The sequence below is a fragment of the Microcoleus sp. AT3-D2 genome (genome assembly GCF_036705715.1).
Classification (GTDB): Bacteria; Cyanobacteriota; Cyanobacteriia; order Cyanobacteriales; family Microcoleaceae; genus Microcoleus.
Genome location: NZ_JAUBVE010000029.1, coordinates 7,584 through 27,194, shown reverse-complemented (window position 1 = coordinate 27,194; position 19,611 = coordinate 7,584). Strand labels below are relative to the sequence as shown.

The window sequence follows — 19,611 nt, the reverse complement described above, 5'->3', positions numbered from 1 at the left end:
TAAGTACAGGCCGCATAGACGTAAATTTTTAATCAAATCAGCTTCCAATGTGCTGTCTTAAAGTTTACTAGGCTCCCACCGCTCGGCAGCCTTCTCTCTCCGAGCTATAAAAACGCATCAACCACACAATCACGGAAATAACATTCAATCAATATGGGTAACACGATCGATCCAAACAGAAACAAAAACGTGCATCAAACTGAGCGAGGGACTCCCTATGCCGGCCAAAGCTGGTTAGTGGAAGAAAGAGATGCCTGCGGTGTGGGGTTTATTGCCAACCAAAGTGGTGAAGCCACCCACTCGATTATTCAAAAAGCGCTCCCAGCTTTAACTTGTCTGGAACATCGCGGCGGTTGCAGCGCCGACCAAGATTCCGGCGACGGTGCGGGTTTGATGACCGCGATTCCTTGGGAATTGCTGGATGCTTGGTTTGCCGAACAGGGAATTGTGCCTCCCGCACGGGAAAACTGCGGCGTGGGAATGCTGTTTCTATCTCAAGATAAATTTCAAGCGACTATAGCGCGGCAGGTGGTTGAGCAAGTTCTGACCGATCGCGGGCTGAAACTTGTGGGATGGCGCAAAGTTCCCATTATACCGTCGGTTTTGGGCGAGCAAGCGCTAGAAAATCAACCTCAAATCGAACAAGTAATAGTCAGTTCACCGCACTTAGCCGGAGACGAACTCGACAAACATCTATTTTTGGCGCGCCGCACGATCGGACACGCGCTGTCAAATCGCCCCAACTTCACCCGCGAAGACTTTTATACTTGCTCTTTCTCCTGCCGCACGATCGTCTATAAAGGCATGGTGCGATCGGCCGTACTAGCAGAATTTTACCCCGACCTCAAAAATCCCGCTTATAAAAGCTCCTTTGCCGTCTATCACCGGCGCTTCAGCACCAACACCCTGCCCCGCTGGCGCTTAGCCCAGCCGATGCGCTTGCTGGGACACAACGGGGAAATTAACACGCTGTTGGGCAATATTACCTGGATGAAGGCGCGGCAAGCGAATTTAGCTCACCCGAATTGGAGTCAAGCTGATATCGACACGTTTAACCCAATTGTCAATCCCGAAAGCAGCGATTCGGCAAACTTGGACAACGTGATGGAGTTGTTGGTACACTCCGGCCGCACCCCCCTGGAATCCCTGACAATTCTGGTGCCCGAAGCTTACAAAAATCAGCCGGATTTGGCTGAGTATCCAGAAATTGTCGATTTTTACGAATATTACAGCGGCATTCAAGAACCTTGGGACGGCCCCGCACTGCTGGTATTCAGCGACGGCAAACAAGTAGGTGCTACGCTCGATCGCAACGGTTTGCGGCCGGCACGCTACTGCATTACTAAAGACGGTTTGGTAATTGTGGCTTCCGAAGCCGGAGTTGTCGATATTCCCGAAGCAGATATTGTCGAAAAAGGCCGTTTGGGGCCAGGACAAATGATTGCAGTTGACCTGCAAACCAAGGAAATTCTCAAAAATTGGCAACTCAAGCAGCGCATTGCTAAGCGCCATCCCTACGGCGAATGGCTGAAACAAAACCGCGAAACCTTGGAACCGCAGCCTTTTGCCGAAACAGCAACCCTCGACTCGCAAACGCTGTTAGCAACCCAAACTGCTTTCGGTTACACCGCCGAAGATTTGGACATGGTGATCGTCGAGATGGCGAGTTCTGGGAAGGAACCGACTTTCTGCATGGGCGATGACGTTCCCTTGGCTGTGTTGTCAGAAAAGCCTCAGTTGCTGTACAACTATTTCAAACAGCGGTTCGCTCAAGTTACAAATCCGCCGATCGACCCCCTGCGCGAGGGGATGGTGATGTCGCTGACGATGAATGTGGGCCTGCGGGGCAATTTACTGCAAGCAGTGCCAGAAAATGCCAAGCGGCTGAAAATTGATTCCCCCGTACTCAACGACGCTGAACTGTCTGTCTTGAAAGACCAAAAGTCTTTCCTAGCTACGGAATTGTCAACGCTTTACAAAATTTCTGCCGGGCCTGGAGGTTTGAAGAGCGCAGTCGAGCAACTTTGTCAAGAGGCGGCTGCTTCGGTGCGCGAGGGTTCGAGAATTCTGATTTTGAGCGATCGACCATCGAAGGAAGAAGGAAGAAGGAAGAAGGAAGAAGGAAGAGGGGAGAAGGAAGAGGGAGATTTATCTAGTGTGGGATTGAGTGCAGAATGCACTTATATTCCGCCCTTCCTGGCAGTTGGTGCGGTTCACCACCACTTAATTAGCGTCGGGCTGCGGATGCAAACTTCGCTGGTTGTGGATACCGCGCAATGTTGGAGCACTCACCACTTCGCTTGTTTGCTAGGTTACGGGGCGGTGGCTGTTTGCCCTTACCTGGCCTTGGAAAGCGTGCGCGCCTGGTGGTCTGACACTAAGACTCAAAATTTGATGCAGCACGGCAAAATTCCCAATATTACCGTGACGCAGGCTCAAGCTAGATACCGCACAGCGGTGGAAAACGGGCTGCTGAAGATTCTGTCGAAAATGGGGATTTCGCTGCTGTCTAGCTATCAGGGGGCGCAAATCTTTGAGGCGATCGGCATTGGCGGCGATCTGCTCGATTTGGGTTTCAAAGGCACTGTTTCCCGCATCGGCGGTTTGAGTGTGGCGGAACTGGCTAACGAGGTAATGTCTTTCCACAGTCAGGCTTTCCCAGAATTGCACCTCAAAAAGCTGGAAAATTACGGCTTTGTGCAGTACCGCCGGGGTGGTGAATATCACATGAACAGCCCGGAAATGGCGAAGGCTTTGCACAAGGCTGTGACTACTTTTAACGAAGGAAGAAGGAAGAAGGAAGAAGGAAGTTCGGCAACGGATTCTGTAACGGATGTAACGGATGTTAGGAAGAAGGAAGAAGGAAGCAACGGTAACGGCAATGGGGCCGAACCAAAAATGACACCCATGGGTGTCAAAAATTCTGACACGGCTTACGATCACTACGAGGTTTACAAGAAACTGCTCGAAAACCGCCCGGTAACGGCTTTGCGGGATTTGCTGGATTTTGTGAGCGATCGCCCTTCCATTGCGATCGAAGATGTAGAATCTGTAGCAGATATTGTCAAGCGGTTCGCCACCGGCGGTATGTCCCTCGGCGCTTTGTCCCCGGAAGCCCACGAAACGCTAGCGATTGCGATGAACCGCATCGGCGGCAAATCGAACTCCGGCGAAGGCGGCGAAGACCCGGTGCGCTACAAAGTGCTAAACGATGTGAGCGAGGCAGGCTTCTCACAAACGCTACCTCACTTAAAAGGTTTGCAGAACGGCGATACAGCTTCTTCATCCATCAAACAAGTAGCTTCGGGACGCTTCGGGGTGACTCCTGAGTATCTGATGAACGCCCAACAAATCGAAATTAAAATCGCACAAGGTGCGAAACCGGGTGAAGGCGGTCAATTGCCAGGGGCGAAAGTGAGCGAGTACATTGCTTATTTGCGCCGATCAAAACCGGGTGTGACGCTGATTTCGCCTCCTCCTCACCACGATATTTATTCGATCGAGGATTTGGCGCAGTTGATTTTTGACTTGCACCAAATCAATCCGAAAGCAGGAGTTTCGGTGAAGTTGGTGTCGGAAGTCGGCATCGGGACTGTAGCCGCTGGTGTCGCCAAGGCAAATGCTGATGTGATTCAAATTTCCGGTCACGATGGCGGCACTGGTGCTTCTCCATTGAGTTCGATTAAGCACGCAGGTTCTCCGTGGGAACTCGGTTTGACAGAAGTTCACCGGGTGCTGATGGAAAATAAATTGCGCGATCGAGTTTTGCTCCGCGTTGACGGTGGTTTTAAAAGCGGCTGGGACGTGATTGTAGGCGCTTTGATGGGCGGCGAAGAGTACGGTTTCGGCACGGTGGCAATGATTGCAGAAGGCTGCATTATGGCTCGCGTTTGCCACATGAATAGTTGTCCCGTGGGCGTGACAACTCAACAAGAACACTTGCGGAAACGGTTCCCCGGAACGCCGGAACACGTTGTTAATTTCTTCTATTTCGTAGCACAAGAAGTGCGGAGTTTGCTGGCGAAATTGGGTTATAAGTCGATCGCAGATATCATCGGCCGTGCGGATTTGCTGAAAATGCGCGATGGGGTGAAACTAACTAAAACTCAAGCGATTAATTTGGATTGTTTGACGAAGTTACCGGATACTAAGAGCGATCGATCTTTCTTGATCCACGGCGACGTAAACACCAACGGGCCTGTGTTAGACGACGATTTGCTGGCGGATGCTGAGATTCAAAGTGCGATCGCCAATCACGGCACTGTTAGCAAGAGTGTAAAATTGGTGAATACCGATCGCACTGTAGGCGCAAGAATCAGTGGTGCGATCGCACAGCAACACGGTAACACCGGCTTTAGCGGTCAAATCACCCTCAATTTCACTGGTAGCGCGGGCCAAAGCTTCGGCGCGTTCAATTTGCCGGGAATGACGCTGGTACTGTCAGGCCAAGCCAATGACTATGTTGGTAAAGGAATGCACGGTGGCGAAATCGCGATCGCACCGCCGGCTGGTGCGACTTATGATGCTTCTGAAAATGCGATCGTCGGTAACACTTGTTTGTATGGTGCGACGGGGGGAACTCTGTTGGCTGCGGGTAAAGCTGGCGAACGGTTTGCGGTGCGTAACTCGATGGCGAAAGCAGTCATTGAAGGTGCGGGCGATCACTGCTGCGAGTACATGACTGGTGGCGTGATTGTGGTGTTAGGAAAAGTCGGCCGCAACGTCGGCGCTGGAATGACTGGCGGCTTGGCTTATTTCCTCGATGAAGATGGGAGTTTCCCGGCTCATGTCAACGGGGAGATTGTGAAGATGCAGCGGGTTTGTACGGCGGCTGGGGAGGCGCAATTGAAGGAGTTGATTGAGGCTCAGTGCGATCGAACTGGCAGCAAGAAAGCTGAGAAGATTTTAGCAAATTGGTCGGAATATTTGCCTAAGTTCTGGCAAGTTGTGCCGCCAAGTGAAGCGAATTCGCCGGAGGCTTCGGAACAAAAGATTGCTGTGGAAGTGTAATTTTACAGTTGCTTAAATAGATGAGGGGCGACGCGAGTTGCCCCTTTTTTAATCAACTTTGCTGAATCAAGGTATGATAAACTTATAGTGCGATCGCAGACAAGCGAAAATGATTTATTTGATTTTGATACGGAACTGGAACATCTGCAAATTTTAGATAGTGAATTAGTAACTGAATTGAATATCTTAGCAACTTGCTGTTTAATTTAGAATAACAAAGACTTTTTCGTTTTAGGCGAGCCAAATAATGCCTTAATCTTGTCTTCTCACCCTCAACTCTTATCATATATGTTTTGCTAATAATCTGATCTCCATCGGGAATAAACTTTGGGTAAACGTTCCATCCATCTGTCACATAAAAATGGCATTTCCATTTATTAACAATCTCCCATAGTGGTTCAAAGGTTTTGGCACTAGGGCCGCCTAAAACCCATCCTATAATACCTGGTTTAAAATGGTCTACTGCGGTCCATAACCTGGTGCAAGTTTTTTTTGAGCCAACAAATGTCTCTAATTCATCTAATTCTCCCACTTGTGGAGTTATTTCTGCCTCATAAAAATCTGACAAGAGTTTTCCTACTTGTTTGACCCAATTAATGATTGTCGTATGATGCACACTTTTGACTCTCCGAATTGCTCGAAAACCCACGCCATTGACATACATTTTGAGAGATTCACGTTTCACATCTTCAGAATAACCTTTATGAGGTTGATTGCCCTCTATAAATTGTCTGCCACAACAGACACAAATATAATTCTGTTTACCTTTTTTATGACCATTTTTATTAACATGAGTTGACTGACATTCAGGACATTTTATAACCTTTGCGTTTTGTGAAGTGTTATTTTTTGTCGCTCGCACTCTCAAATCATCATATCCTAATTCACCAACGCCGGCATTCTTTAACTGACGGGGGTAGTGTTCCTCACTATTATATCACGGTTAATCGGCCGGACATGATATCATGTCCGATCGATTGACCATAATATCCCGGTCGGGCGGGTTTTTGAGATTGTTAATTATTGGCAGATATTGGCACGTTTACCGGCCCCTACCTGATTTCTGGTTCGACCGGACATAATATAATAGGGCTGTCAACCCAATATATTCAAACTACAAAAACAAAACCCGCCGACGCGGGTTTATATTCATGCTTATTGTTAATAAGTTACGGTTTCAACTACTTACTTTCTAGGAACAAGAACCTCATTAGCGGCCACGGGACGCGCCGAGGAAGCAGTAGTTTTCAAAAGTGCGATCGCCTGCGCGTAGCAAGGATCGTCCTGAGTCGCAACCAACATCGGTTTGCTAGCTAATTTCAGCTTTTGTTCGTCTGTGATTTCCACCTTAACATCGGGAGTAACCCCCTTCTGACTGATATCCGTACCGTTGGGAGTATAGTAGTGGGCGATCGTCACCGCCAGTCCCGAACCATCAGCCAAAGAATGCACCGACTGCACCAAAGCTTTGCCAAAAGTTTGGCCGCCCATCACAGTTGCGCGCTTGTTGTCCTTCAGAGCACCGGCCAAAATCTCGCTGGCGCTGGCTGAGTTGTCGTCCACGAGTACCACCAAAGGCTTGTCAGTGAGCGCAGTGCGATTTGCCTTCATTTCCTGAGAATCACCCGCCCGATCGACTGTGCGGACGATCGCCCCTGTATCCATCCACATCCGAGCGATATCAATGCTCACTCGCAGCAACCCGCCGGGATTGCCCCGTAAATCCAACACAAAAGCGTCAGCTTTCTGATCCGAGAGCTTTTTAATCGCTGCCTGCATTTGTTCGCCTGCGTGAGAGCTAAACTCTTGCAAACGGATGTAACCCACATTCTGGCCGCCTTCATTCTTGAGGCTGTAGCGAACCGCTGCTACCTCAATTCTCGCCCTAGTCAGAGTGATGTCAAATTCGCTTTTGCCCTCACGAGCAATCCGCAGCGTGACTTTCGTGCCTTCGTCGCCCCGAATTATCTGAGCAGCATCCGAGACAGTCATGCCTTTGGTAGTTTTGCCGTCAATCACCAAAATCGTATCACCCGCTTGAATCCCCGCCTTCAGGGCCGGGGAATTTTCCATCGGCTCGACTACGGTAATCGCTTTGGTTTTCTCGTTTTCTTCCAGCCTCATCCCCACCCCTGTCAGCTCCCCGGAGGTCTGATTCGTCAGCGCTTCGTACTGCTTGGGGTCCATGAAGCGCGTGTAGGGGTCGTTTAATTTCTCTAGGGCTTTGCGGAGGGCGGTGTAGGCAGCTTCGCGAGAGGTATAATTTTTGCTCAGCAGTTCTTGGCGGGTTACTTGCCAGTCAATTTTGTTAAAGCTGCCATCAACATAGTCTCGGTTCACAATTTGCCAAGCTTCGTCTAAGACAGCTTTGGGGCTATCTTGAAGCTCGGCGCGGACTGATTGGCTCAGGCCGGGAACGAGTAAAGATATCGAAGCGGTTGTTGCCATTGCCCCACTGAACAGGGCTGCCTGTAATTTAGAAAAGCGTTTGCGGGCTTGATTCATTGAATTTGGCTCAATTCGATTTTAGATTTTTGATTTGAGATTTTATATTGCTAAAAAATCTCACACTACTACTTCAACTATTGTGTGGAGGCTCCACCATCCCTTTGGACAGTTTAACGAGATTCATAGTCGATCGCCAACCAATTATTACTCTCTTTCAATAAACTTAATTTAAAACTTGGATTTATAAAGTGCCGTGGAAGCTAAAATCGAACAATTTTCGCGTAAGTGGTTGAGCCTGCTCCTTAATGGAGTTATCGGTCTAGCAGCGCTGGCGGGGGTCGTCGCCATGCAGTCTAGCGGGCAGTTGGGCGGAATGTCCCCAGTTGGCGTTCAGGGGCAGAAGCAGCCTTCTGGAATATCTGCTGCCCAGTTCAAGCAAGCTGCACAGCAAGAAGCGCAGCAAGAAGCCTTGCGGCTAAAAATGCTCAAAACTGTCCCTAGTTTTGGATTTGACAATTTAATTGCAGATTGGACATTTCTCAAATTTTTGCAGTATTTTGGCGACGACGAAGCCCGAGATGTGACGGGCTACGAGCTGAGCCAAGATTATTTTGACATAGTTACGCAGCGCGACCCGCGGTGGGCTGACATCTACCTGTTTCTTTCCACAGCTATTTCTTTTTATCAGGGAAAGCCTGAAACTGCTGTTAACTTTATAGAGCGTGGTACTAGGGCCCTTGCCGTTTCGCCGCAACTTCATTCCCAATCCTGGATAGTGTGGCGAACTAAAGGTCTTGATGAGTTGCTGCTGTTGGGGGATATTCCCGACTCAATTCGCTCTCACGAAATGGCCGCTGATTGGGTGGAAGGAAGCCAGGAAAGGCCGAAATTGGCGCCGATGTTTCGAGCAACTGCTGAGTATTTGCGCCGAGATCCCGATAGCGTGCCGGTGCGGTTTAATGCTTGGAGCACAGTTTATGCTCAAACAACTGATAAGTTGGTGCGTCAAAGGGCGAAACAAGCTCTTGTCAAGTTGGGAGCTCAGGTGCAAAAAGATAAGGATGGAAACGAGAGTTTTATTTTGCCGCCTCGAAAGTAAGCAGAAGGTTGACGGTTGACTGTTGACTGTTGACTGTTGACTGTAATTCTCCAATCTAAAATCTCAAATCGGCTTGAGTTAGTTCGCGCCATTCACCGGGTTTTAGACCTTCCAGACGCAAATGCCCGATCGCACATCTGACTAGCCGCAGCGTCGGAAACCCTACTGCTGCGGTCATCCTGCGGACTTGGCGGTTGCGGCCTTCTGTGAGAGTCATTTCCAGCCAAGCTGTCGGCACGTTTTTGCGAAATCTAATCGGCGGTTCGCGGGGCGGCAAAGGTGGTTCTTCTAACAATAATTGCACTTTTGCCGATCGAGTCCGATAATCTTGAATTGTGACACCTGTCTGCAAAGTCGCGATCGCACTTGCATCGGGAATTCGTTCAACTTGCACCCAGTAAGTGCGGGGATGAGCGAATTTCGGGTCACTGAGGCGGTGCTGCATTTGTCCGTCATCGGTTAGCAGCAACAAACCTTCACTATCGCGATCGAGCCTTCCTACTGCATAAATGTTAGGAATAGGAATATAGTCTTTGAGAGTGCTGCGTTTAGTTTCGCTGGAGTTGTCAGTGAATTGAGTTAAAACATCATAAGGTTTGTAAAATAGAATGTACCGATAGGGCATGACAAATTTAAAAATAAGAATGTACTAATGTCAATAAATTTGTAGGGGCGGGTTTCACCGACAATAATTGGCTAAAACTCACAATCTCAAAAACCCGCCCCCACCCAACGTCAAACCACTTTCTATCTCTCTTCCCTCCTCTGCGCCCTCTGCGGTTCATAAAAAAATAAATCTTGTTAACTAACGATTCAAACCTGCTATAAAATATTCAGCCTTTAAGAGCCTCGCACATCTCAACTACCCAATTTTACCATGCCCGAAGCCACACACCGCGTTTGTATCGTCTTAGGAACTCGCCCGGAAGCGATTAAACTAGCCCCAGTAATTCAACTGTTCAAAAGTTCGCCAACCTTTGACACCCAAGTAATTTTAACCGGTCAGCACCGAGAAATGGTCGAGCAAGTAATGCGAATGTTAGATCTAAAAGCCGATCGAGATTTAGCAATTATGCAGCACCAGCAAACCTTGACGGATATTACTTCCCGGAGTTTGCAGGGTTTGGAAGCCTTGTTTAAAGAATTGCAGCCCGAAATCGTCTTAGTTCAGGGCGATACAACGACAGCGTTTGCCGCTACTTTGGCTGCATTTTACCAGAAAATACCCGTAGGTCACGTAGAAGCCGGATTGCGGACAGACGACGTGTTCAATCCTTACCCCGAAGAGGCTAACCGACGGTTGATTTCTCAGCTCACACGCCTGCATTTTGCCCCGACAGAGCTGGCTGTAGAGAATTTAGGGCGATCGGGCGTTTTGGGAGAAATTCACCGTACAGGCAACACAGTAATCGATGCTTTGCTTTCTGTCGCCAAACGCCAACCAGAATGCGAGATTCCCAATTTAGATTGGAGCAAATATCGCACTATCTTAGCAACAGTTCACCGTCGCGAAAATTGGGGAGAACCTTTAGCAGGAATTGCGCGGGCATTTCTCCAAATCTTAGATAAATTTTCCGATACAGCCTTGCTCTTACCTCTACACCGAAATCCGACAGTCAGAGAACCTTTGCAAGCTCTTTTGGGCGACCATCCGAGAGTCTTTTTAACTGAACCTTTAGATTACGCAGAATTAGTAGGAGCGATTCAGAGATGTCATTTAATCCTCACAGATTCCGGTGGCTTGCAAGAGGAAGCACCTAGTTTGGGCAAGCCAGTTTTAGTATTACGAGAAACCACAGAAAGACCAGAAGCAATTTCTGCAGGTACTGCTAAACTGGTTGGTACTAATTCTGATATAATTACAGCAGCAGCGGCAGAATTGCTGAGCAATTCCGAAGCATACAACGCAATGGCAATGGCAATTAATCCCTTTGGTGACGGTTTAGCGGCTTCGCGGATTTTGAAAATTGTTGAAGAGTATTTTAGTTAGCTACTCCATCGCGAGTTGAGCGGTTGAAACCGCAATTAAACAAATAAAGTCCCCACAGAGGGGGACTAATTCCTGTTAAAAAAAGTCGGTTTCTGCCTCCATTCCCGAACTACCAATCCCCACCGCCACCCCCACTACTAGAATCGCTGCTACTACTGCTACTGCTGTAGTCGCTACTGCTACTGCTGTAGTCGCTACTGCTACTGCTGCTGCTGTAGTCGCCGCCACCGCAATAATCGCTACTGCTGCTGCTGTAGTCGCCACCCCCACCGCCACCGCTGGAGTCGCCACCGCCAAAGCTACCCCCGCAGTCGCTACTGCTAATGCTGTAATCGCCACCCCCACCGCCACCGCTGGAGTCGCCACCGCCAAAGCTACCCCCGCAGTCGCTACTGCTACTGCTGTAGTTGCTGCTATTAGTGCTGTAGTCGCTACTGGTACAGTAATCGATGCTGTTAATGCTGTAGTCGCCAGCCCCACCGCAATAGTTGTGATTGTTACTGCTGTAATTGTGATTGTTACTGCTGTAATTGGGACTGTTAGTGCTGTAATTGCAATTGTTACTGCTGTAATTGCGCGGATAACGGCGGTGGCGGTAACGAGATATCCGAGAAAATAAGCTGCGAAATATCCTGAAGATAATGAAGCAAGGTATAAATGCTATGAATGCTATGAATAACAACCCAAGTAAGCCATAGATTAAATTCGATGAATCTTTACCTGTGGATGTACTATTGTTAATAACTGGCGATTGACTAGGTATTGGTGACGGTTTCAGCCCTTGAGATGGTACGATTGGAGCCAAAGGTAGCGTGATTTGAGATTGAGCATTTACCATCGGAGTTTGTAAAACATTTACTAACGCCTTTGTCCCGGCTAATGTACCCCCGTCAAAGTCCTGCTGTTTAAATCTGGGCGTAATTTTGGTTTCAATAATGCCCACTGCTTTAGCATCCGGCAAAATGCTTTGAATGCCAGAATCTGTTTCAATTTGAACGCGGCGTTCCCCCACAGAAATTAATAATAAAACTCCGTTATTTTTACCTTTTTTGCCAATACCCCAAAAGTTAAATAATTCTGTAGCAAATGCTTTTGGTGTCGCCGATGGCTTAGTTTCAGGAACTGTCACAACAGCGATTTCTGAGCCGTTTTTTGCCTCTAAATCCGAAATCATTTGATTGAGCTGAATTTCGGTGCTGTCGCTGAGAATGTTTGCCTTGTCCGTTACCCAAGTGTTATTTACTTGACGGGGATTCGGTACTTCTTGTACTGTTATAGCTTGGCTCGTTACGGGAAATGCAATTGCCGAAAAGCACAGCAAAATGCTGCCGATTAATTGTTTATTGCTAAATTGTAACTGCATCGCTTCAGTCTCCTGAATAACTGCTAGTCTGAAATTGACATACATCTGTCCGCCTAATTACAATTAAATAACCAGCTCACTGTCATGTCAATTCAGATTATTCAGAAATTGGATTCATAAAAATCATAATTTTAGGTGCGCCATCAGCACTTTACATTTATAGTCCTAGGCGCACGGGTGGCGAGAAACCGGGTTTTTAACCAAAATAATTGCTGGAAACCGTCAAGCTCGGTTCAAAAACCCGGTTTCTTAGTCGGCGAGTGCGAGTACGAACTAATTTAGATATTTTTAAGGAGAGGGAACTGGTGGCAGAAAATTGCTGCTGCCTTTATAACCGGATAAAATAGCCAGTTTTTCCAAAGATTGCCGGCCAGTGTAATATTTACCCCGAATTTCCCAAGTGGGATAAGCTTTAATATTGGCAGCTTTGCACAAATCCGGTTGAGCATCTTTGCCTCTGGGATCGCACTCAATGTAAGTAATTGCGGTAAATGCTTCTTTGCCGAAAATTTCTTGTTGCGTGTGACAGTTAGGACACCAGTAAGCACCATAAAGTCTAGCTTTGATTGTCTGCAAATGGGTTGCTAAAGCTATTTGATCCGGCACGGATTCGCTGCGAATAGGTGGCGCTTCTTGTTCGGTAACAGGCTGTGTGAAAGGGGGAGGAGGAGGGAGGGTTTGTGATAATTTTTGAGTGGATTTGTTGCTGAAACTGAACTGTGCAATTCTTCCGTCTGCTTTGGTAGTGACGAAAATCCCCAAAGTCAGGAAAATGCCGATCGCACAAAAGTTAAATTTACTTACTCTCATCTTGGGTTTCATCTTGGATTTACTAGGATTTCGCGAGCTTGATTCATAGCCTCTACAGCATTGTTTACCACAAAGATGTTAAATTGTGCTAAAGCTTTAAAAAAAAGTTGACTTTCGGCGCTGTGATTTAACAATATAACTTGTTTGTTAGCTTTGAGGGCGAGGGTAATTTCCGAAGCAGTGCCCGTGCCCATACCGCAGGCAATTATTACATCTGAAGAAAGAACGTTAATGTTATTTCTGGCGTTTCCCATATCGGTGACAATGGCAATATCTACAGCTTCAGAAATGCCGCGAGTGTCATTTCCCGGAAGGATGCCGACTGTTAAACCGTTAGCTGATTTTGCTCCTTTGTTGGCGGCATCCATGACGCCGACATTTCTGCCGCCAGTTAGCAATATCCATCCTGATTCGGCGATGAGTTGTCCGAGTTGATAGGCGTTTTCTAAGTCGGTTGATGTGGCACTATCGCCCGGGCCCATGATGCCAATGACGATTTTTTTCATTGTTTTGGAGTGAATATATCGCATTGTTGAAATATCGAGAACCCTTCTGAATGTGGGTGAGAAAGGGATCTGGATATTTCTTAGCCAGATGCCGCAGCCTCACCAGTCACAATCGGTTTCTATTTATTTTTAGCCAGCAATATTTAGTATAATTGAGTAGAATTTTGTGTAACACAAAAAATATATCAGTTTTTAGAAGCCTCCACATCATTAATTTATGTAAAAGTTTTAATTTAATTGGATTGATCACCAAGTATATTTAACTAAGTATATTTCTCTATAATAATCCTGAAAAAGGGGGAATAAGCGATCGCACATCCCCCCTTTTTCAGGTGCAGCCGTTGGAGACTTCGATACAAAGCAGAGAGACACAGGCTTTCAGGCTGAAATCGCTCGGAAGCTCTTCTTTCCAACTTCAATCATTCGAGTTTCACACCCGTTTCCTGCGGGAAAAGCCCTACAAAAAAATCAAAAATCTCCCCAACAATCATCCCGGCCAAGTAGCAATTTTTCAACTATCTGTGAAGGTAAGGTTCGCTGTGTGCACCCTACAGATAGTGTCTGTGCGTAAGCCCTGTAGTTGATTTTGGATGAGAAGTATTTTCTAGTTGTTTTGTTGTCATACCATCGTGACATCAATAATTTTCCTCCTAGAAAACTGGCTGCTGATTTTTTGCCTCCCAGTAGAACAAAAACAAAACTATGATGGGCAATGCAGCAAAAATACTCGCAACGCACTCATAGATTAATGCCACTCCAAAGTTATCCTGTTGTCCAATCAATGATAGCGGTAGATACAAAATCAAAGACCCAATCATCAAAGCAATAAACAATCCAAGATAGGTCAGAATTATTGTCCAAAATATCTTCCATCTTTTCCCTTGAGTCAAATTTGCACTAACTTTTTGAGCCTTCGATCCTTCTACACCTTCCAGCACCACAGCGGCATCAATTAGTGCATAGCGCAATGCCAAAATGACACCTGGAACGATGAAAAGAATTAAACCACCTACCACAATCAATCCAGTGACAAAACGAGTTCCGAACAGCTTGAAACACTTTCGTCCTGCGTGGGTGATGGACTCACGATAAGTTGGATGAAGTCCCCGCTTCAACTGAGCAAGTGCATGAAGTAATGCACCCACATAGAGCGTACCAAAAGACCCTTCAATGAATTGCGACACTCGCAATTCTTGTATGGTCATACGCAACTCGTCTCCACCAGTCATCTCTGGAAAAACGTACAGGCGCAAATATATCAACAGAATTGACCCCGGCAACCATACTGTTAGCACTATCAAACTAAACAGCACAAAGTTTGAGGCGAACAATCCAATAGCCTCACGGATTTTTTGAATCATAAAGTCTAGGGTCTACATTATGAATAAATTTTTATATTACAATTTAAATGTAGAGGTGATATAACGCTAGCTTGTAAGTGTTATTTTGTCAAGTAAATAAACTCAGTTGGTGGTTATCGTCGATCGCTTTAATCTTCACTGCTACTCTTTCTTTGCTTTCACTGGGGTATTTCTGCGTCGCGCTTTTTATCTCTCTGCTTCAGGACTCATATCAAGTGTAAGTTTTGTTTCGCCAATATCAACCTAACCTACACTTGATATTGGCGAACTTATCCAAAAATCTCCCCAACAATCATCCCTGCCAATATTACAAACCCCACCCAAACATTTTGGCGAAAAATCTGACCGTAAACCTGCTTAGGAATATCCGCCTTCCCCAGTTGACTGTACTGCAAAAACCACAAAATAGCCGCCGCACTAATTGCCATCCAAAAACCAATGTGCAAGTGCAAATTAATTCCCATTGCAGCTAACAAACCGACAGTACCAACAAAGAAAAAGCCCACAGCATTAGCAGCATTATCCCCGAAAAATATTGCGCTGGAATTCACCCCCAAACGCAAATCATCTTCCCGATCGCTCATCGCATAAACTGTATCAAATCCCATCGTCCACAACACGACTGCACCCCACAGCAGCCAAGTCGCTAATTCTAATTCGTCAACAGTGGCGCTCCAACTAATTAAAACTGCAAAACCCCAGGCAATTGATAACACTAATTGCGGCACTGGAAAGAATCTTTTTGCCAGCGGATAGCAGATAATTACTGGTACGGCGGCGACACACAGCCAGAAGCTTAAAGGATTGAGATAAAAAGCGAGAATCGCCGCACAAGCAAAGGAAATTAATGCAACTCCGATTCCAGTTTGCACGGTGAGGGCGCGGGATGCTAGCGGGCGCGATCGCGTTCTTTCTACTTCGGGATCGATATCGCGATCCCACAAGTCGTTGATGACGCATCCAGCCGCACTCGTGGCTAAGGTACCCAACACAATCACCCCCACCAATGCTGCGGGCGGTTTCCCGTCGGCTGCTAAAAAAACGGCCCAGAGGGCTGGAATCATTAAAATGAGCCTTCCTGCTGGTTTGTCCCATCTCAAAAGCCTCACGACGGTTAGCAATGTGGATTCGGGTTGGCGATCGAGCTCTTTAAGCATTTCAATTCTAGATTTGATATTTTTAACTCTAGATTTTATCAAATTTTAGGCACAATCACTTACTATCTCTGCTGGCGAGCATACTTCTATCGAAATTTAAAACAGGTGAAAGTCTTGCCCAGTCAGCAGTTCCTGATTTTTTCTAATTTAATAGAATGCCTAACGGGATTCGTGAAATAATCATAAATATCTGTCAACCCCGATACTCCAATGGTTAATTCACTTGCTTTTGCGGAGTCAAATCGCATTATTGCTGCTATTGATATGGGTACTAACTCATTTCACATGGTGGTGGCGCGCATCGATCCGAAATTGCCCGCGTTTACGATTATTGCTAGAGAAAAAGATACGGTTCGGTTGGGCGATTGTGAGGTTAAGACAGGGCGCTTGAAGTCCGAGGTTATGGAAAGGGCGATCGCCACTCTGGGCCGTTTTCAAGATATTGCTAAAACTTTCAATGCCGAACAAATTATTGCTGTGGCTACGAGTGCGGTTCGGGAAGCTCCTAACGGGCGGGATTTTCTCCAACAAGTTGCTGAAGAATTAGACCTGAATGTGAGTTTAATTTCCGGTCAAGAAGAAGCGCGGAGAATTTATCTCGGCGTTCTTTCGGGTATGGAGTTTAACAATCAGTCCCAGGTAATTATTGATATTGGGGGCGGTTCTACGGAGTTGATTTTAGGAGACAGTTCGGGGCCTCGCTGTCTCACCAGTACAAAAATTGGTGCTGTTCGCTTAACAGGACAATTTGTCAAAACTGACCCGATTAGCAGGGAGGAGTTTGCTTATTTGCAAGCTTATATTCGGATTTCGCTGGAAAGACCGATCGACGAATTGCGCTCTCAATTCAAGGCTGGCGAACCTTTGCGCTTGATTGGCACTGCTGGAACCATCGAAACTCTGGCTGCAATTAACGCTCGCGAAAAGTTGGGAACAGTGCCGAGTCCCCTAGCCGGATATCAGTTAAGTTTAAAAGATTTGCGCGATTTAGTCAATCGCTTTCGCAAACTTTCTTACTCGGAAAGGCTGGCAATTCCGGGAATGTCCGATAAGCGGGCGGAAATTATTCTGGCAGGATCTTTGATTTTGCAGGAAGCTATGGCACTATTAGGAATTGAATCGCTTACTGTTTGCGATCGCTCTCTGAGAGAAGGCGTAATTGTTGACTGGATGCTGGCGCACGGTTTAATTGAAAACCGCTTGCGTTATCAAGGTTCAATCCGCCAGCGCAGCATTCTGCACATGGCTAACAAATATCAAGTCAATTTAGAACAAAGCGAAAGAACCGCAGCATTTACTCTCAATTTCTTCGACCAAACTCAAGGAATTCTACACAACTGGGGAAGCGAAGAACGCGAGTTGCTGTGGGCTGCGGCAATTCTGCACAACTGCGGTTTATACGTCAGCCATTCAGCGCACCACAAGCATTCTTACTATTTAATTCGCAATGGTGAGTTATTGGGTTACACTGAAACAGAGATTGAAGTCATTGCCAATTTGGCTCGCTATCACCGGAAAAATCCTCCTAAAAAGAAGCACGAAAACTTTATTGTTCTTCCGAAAAAATACCGGGAACTCGTCAGTAAATTGCATCCTTTTCTGCGGTTAGCTGTGGCTTTAGATAGGCGGCAAATAGGCGCAATTTCTGATTTCCAATGCCAACATCGCCCGGAAGTTAGAGAGTTTCACTTGCGCCTACAACCGCTCAATCCCGAAGACAATTGCGCTCTAGAAATGTGGAGTTTGGATTATAAAAAGCCGTGTTTTGAATATGAGTACAATCTCAAATTAGTGGCAACTTTGGAACCCACTCTGGTTCCGGTTTAAATACAAAGCCGAGCCTGGAAACGAGAGACTGTAGGGTGCGAAGTACGCACCCTACAGTTTCAACTTAACCCCAAGTCTAGTACCAATATTGTGTTTGACTCCATACTCCTCGCGATCGCCCTAGCCGGCTTTCTGAAGGCAGGAGGGATTAATTTTAGAGAGGATAAATCAATGCCATATGACTATTTGCTGACGCTATACGAAAGATTTAAGTAGTGTCTCATATCATGTCCGGTCGAGCGATCGCGATTTTTGTAGGGGCTTCCCTCACCAACAATACCTGCCAATAGTTGACAATCTCAAAAACCCGGGCCGACCGGGATATTATGGTTAATCGATCGGACATGATATTAGCAATCATTCTGATACAACCGGATTCGATATTATCTACAAACCAGGTAGCCCAATTACTATAAAATCCTGTTGAGTGATGAGATTAGCTGGTACGCCTTTGAGGCTAGCTAATATTTGATCTGTGTTGGCAACTTTGATAAAAGTTGTACTGTTTTCTTCAACTATGCTGAGTCGATCGACCGTTAACCCTCCCGTTAAAATTAATAAATCTTCACCTTGCGTAAAATCACCGATTATATCGCTGCCTTCTCCCGCAGTCAAGAAAAAGTAATCGCGCCCGCTTCCCCCTTGCAGCGTATCGTTTCCGAAGTCTCCCATCAACCAGTCGTCGCCACTTCCCCCAATCAAAGTATCATCACCCTTACCGCCGTACAGAGTATCGCTACCGTCACCGCCACACAATTGATCGGCATCTTCATTGCCATAAATTAAATCATTCCCGCTGCCACCGCACAAATAATCTTGTTGACTGCTAGCATCCATCGCGATATTGTCAATATCTCCGAAAATCGTATCCTCGCCATCGCCGCCGCAGATGCTGTCATTTCCCAAATCTCCAAACAGCAAATCATTGCCAGAATCGCCGCAAATTATATCGTTATCTTTGCCGCCGTGTAAGGTATCATTGTCTTCGCCCCCAGCAAGAGTATCTTCGCTTTCTTGTCCGTATAAAACGTCGTTGCCGTTATTGCCAAAAAGCAAATCTTTTCCTGTCAAGTCACCGTCAGACGCATCAGAAGTGCCACCAAATAAACTGTCATTACCTTCATCGCCAAGCAGGGTATCGTTGCCTTTGTCGCCCCAAACTATGTCATTATCTTTGCCTGCGATCGCCACATCATGATCTTTACCCGCATAAATAATGTCATTCCCAGCGTGGCCGACGAGATAGTCATTATTTTCGTTGCCAAATATGGTGTCACTGTCTGCATCCGCACCAACAGCAACTGGGCTAGCAAAGCCGCCGTAAATATTGTCGTTGCCGAATAAGCCATTTAGCAAGTCGCTGCCGTTGAAACCGTTGATTATGTCATTAATATCGCTGCCGATTAGAGTATCTTTACCGTCAGTACCATTGAGGATATTTTCAGGGATATTCGGGCCGAGAATGGAAGTGCTATCAGGTAAAGTGATTTGATCGCACATACAGTCTTCCGAAGTAGCAGGAATTAGCGCAGGTTCGGGGGTTTCGGTTGTTGGAGATGTGGTTGGGGCGATCGAATTGTCAGTTGCGATCGGCGTTTCCGCAGGTTTAACCGTCGGAATTGGAGTTTCCGCAGATGTCGGAATTGGTGTCGGAGTTTCCGCAGGCGTCGGAGTCGGTGTCGGAGTTGGAATTTCCGCAGGCGTCGGAGTCGGAGTTGGAGTTTCCGCAGGAATTGGCGTCGGAATTGGAGTTTCCGCAGGAATTGGCGTCGGAATTGGTATCGCAGTTTCCGCAGGCGTCGGAGTTTCCGCAGGCGTCGGAGTTTCCGCAGGCGTCGGAGTCGGAGTTGGCGTCGGTGTCGGAATTGGAGTTTCCGCAGGCGTCGGAGTCGGAGTTGGCGTCGGTGTCGGAATTGGAGTTTCCGCAGGCGTCGGAGTCGGAGTTGGCGTCGGTGTCGGAATTGGAGTTTCCGCAGGCGTCGGAGTCGGAGTTGGCGTCGGTGTCGGAATTGGAGTTTCCGCAGGCGTCGGAGTCGGAGT

At 46.9% G+C, this 19,611-nt stretch carries 13 protein-coding genes; 4 read left to right on the top strand and 9 right to left on the bottom strand.

From position 1 onward, the window contains the following. Positions 1–153: 153 nt before the first annotated feature. Complete coding sequence (locus tag QUB44_RS14620) at positions 154–5,010, top strand: glutamate synthase-related protein (RefSeq protein WP_333368562.1); 4,857 nt, start codon at positions 154–156, stop codon at positions 5,008–5,010. A gap of 82 nt (positions 5,011–5,092) precedes the next feature. Here QUB44_RS14620 and QUB44_RS14615 read toward each other — a convergent pair whose 3' ends face one another. Further along, positions 5,093–5,830, bottom strand: coding sequence for an IS1 family transposase (locus QUB44_RS14615; RefSeq protein WP_333368635.1), 738 nt, complete (start codon positions 5,828–5,830; stop codon positions 5,093–5,095). A gap of 365 nt (positions 5,831–6,195) precedes the next feature. Further along, positions 6,196–7,515, bottom strand: coding sequence for a carboxyl-terminal processing protease CtpB (gene ctpB / locus QUB44_RS14610; protein WP_333368559.1), 1,320 nt, complete (start codon positions 7,513–7,515; stop codon positions 6,196–6,198). A gap of 196 nt (positions 7,516–7,711) precedes the next feature. On the opposite strand from ctpB, the gene QUB44_RS14605 reads away from it, so the two are divergent. Next, on the top strand, positions 7,712–8,557 hold the full coding sequence (locus QUB44_RS14605; protein WP_333368556.1) for a hypothetical protein: 846 nt from the start codon (positions 7,712–7,714) through the stop codon (positions 8,555–8,557). 55 nt (positions 8,558–8,612) lie between these two features. Here the strand turns inward: QUB44_RS14605 and QUB44_RS14600 are convergent, their stop codons facing one another. Beyond that, positions 8,613–9,182 carry a pseudouridine synthase gene (locus QUB44_RS14600; protein ID WP_333368554.1) on the bottom strand — a complete coding sequence of 190 codons (570 nt, stop codon included), beginning with the start codon at positions 9,180–9,182 and terminating at the stop codon, positions 8,613–8,615. 252 nt (positions 9,183–9,434) lie between these two features. Here QUB44_RS14600 and wecB point away from each other — a divergent pair, with 252 nt between their 5' ends. Continuing rightward, positions 9,435–10,547 (top strand): non-hydrolyzing UDP-N-acetylglucosamine 2-epimerase, encoded by a 1,113-nt coding sequence (gene wecB / locus QUB44_RS14595; RefSeq protein WP_333368551.1) that lies wholly within the window; start codon positions 9,435–9,437, stop codon positions 10,545–10,547. Between the two features lie 109 nt (positions 10,548–10,656). Here wecB and QUB44_RS14590 read toward each other — a convergent pair whose 3' ends face one another. The 5 genes from QUB44_RS14590 to QUB44_RS14570 form a co-directional block, all read right to left on the bottom strand. Next, on the bottom strand, positions 10,657–11,955 hold the full coding sequence (locus QUB44_RS14590) for a TPM domain-containing protein (protein ID WP_333368548.1): 1,299 nt from the start codon (positions 11,953–11,955) through the stop codon (positions 10,657–10,659). 243 nt (positions 11,956–12,198) lie between these two features. Continuing rightward, complete coding sequence (locus QUB44_RS14585) at positions 12,199–12,720, bottom strand: hypothetical protein (RefSeq protein ID WP_333368545.1); 522 nt, start codon at positions 12,718–12,720, stop codon at positions 12,199–12,201. A gap of 8 nt (positions 12,721–12,728) precedes the next feature. Further along, the gene (locus tag QUB44_RS14580; RefSeq protein ID WP_333368542.1) at positions 12,729–13,226 is read right to left on the bottom strand and encodes a TIGR00725 family protein; all 498 of its coding nucleotides are present in this window, start codon (positions 13,224–13,226) and stop codon (positions 12,729–12,731) included. 650 nt (positions 13,227–13,876) lie between these two features. Beyond that, positions 13,877–14,587 (bottom strand): hypothetical protein, encoded by a 711-nt coding sequence (locus QUB44_RS14575; protein WP_333368539.1) that lies wholly within the window; start codon positions 14,585–14,587, stop codon positions 13,877–13,879. A 269-nt stretch (positions 14,588–14,856) separates the two neighbouring features. After that, positions 14,857–15,744, bottom strand: a complete 888-nt coding sequence (locus tag QUB44_RS14570; RefSeq protein ID WP_333368536.1) for a 4-hydroxybenzoate solanesyltransferase — start codon at positions 15,742–15,744, stop codon at positions 14,857–14,859. Between the two features lie 210 nt (positions 15,745–15,954). Between QUB44_RS14570 and QUB44_RS14565 the strand changes: the two genes are divergently transcribed. Beyond that, positions 15,955–17,571, top strand: a complete 1,617-nt coding sequence (locus QUB44_RS14565; RefSeq protein ID WP_333368533.1) for a Ppx/GppA phosphatase family protein — start codon at positions 15,955–15,957, stop codon at positions 17,569–17,571. A 387-nt stretch (positions 17,572–17,958) separates the two neighbouring features. On the opposite strand, the gene QUB44_RS14560 is transcribed toward QUB44_RS14565, so the two are convergent. After that, positions 17,959–19,611, bottom strand: a 1,653-nt coding sequence (locus QUB44_RS14560; RefSeq protein ID WP_333368530.1) for a calcium-binding protein, incomplete at its 5' end; no start/stop codon positions are given.

Bases quoted from the DNA above. Each gene is read 5' to 3' on its own strand.
- QUB44_RS14620 (WP_333368562.1), top strand. From the start codon at position 154: ATGGGTAACACGATCGATCCAAACAGAAACAAAAACGTGCATCAAACT.
- ctpB (WP_333368559.1), bottom strand. From the start codon at position 7,515: ATGAATCAAGCCCGCAAACGCTTTTCTAAATTACAGGCAGCCCTGTTC.
- QUB44_RS14600 (WP_333368554.1), bottom strand. From the start codon at position 9,182: ATGCCCTATCGGTACATTCTATTTTACAAACCTTATGATGTTTTAACT.
- wecB (WP_333368551.1), top strand. From the start codon at position 9,435: ATGCCCGAAGCCACACACCGCGTTTGTATCGTCTTAGGAACTCGCCCG.
- QUB44_RS14590 (WP_333368548.1), bottom strand. From the start codon at position 11,955: ATGTATGTCAATTTCAGACTAGCAGTTATTCAGGAGACTGAAGCGATG.
- QUB44_RS14585 (WP_333368545.1), bottom strand. From the start codon at position 12,720: ATGAGAGTAAGTAAATTTAACTTTTGTGCGATCGGCATTTTCCTGACT.
- QUB44_RS14580 (WP_333368542.1), bottom strand. From the start codon at position 13,226: ATGAAAAAAATCGTCATTGGCATCATGGGCCCGGGCGATAGTGCCACA.
- QUB44_RS14575 (WP_333368539.1), bottom strand. From the start codon at position 14,587: ATGATTCAAAAAATCCGTGAGGCTATTGGATTGTTCGCCTCAAACTTT.
- QUB44_RS14570 (WP_333368536.1), bottom strand. From the start codon at position 15,744: ATGCTTAAAGAGCTCGATCGCCAACCCGAATCCACATTGCTAACCGTC.
- QUB44_RS14565 (WP_333368533.1), top strand. From the start codon at position 15,955: ATGGTTAATTCACTTGCTTTTGCGGAGTCAAATCGCATTATTGCTGCT.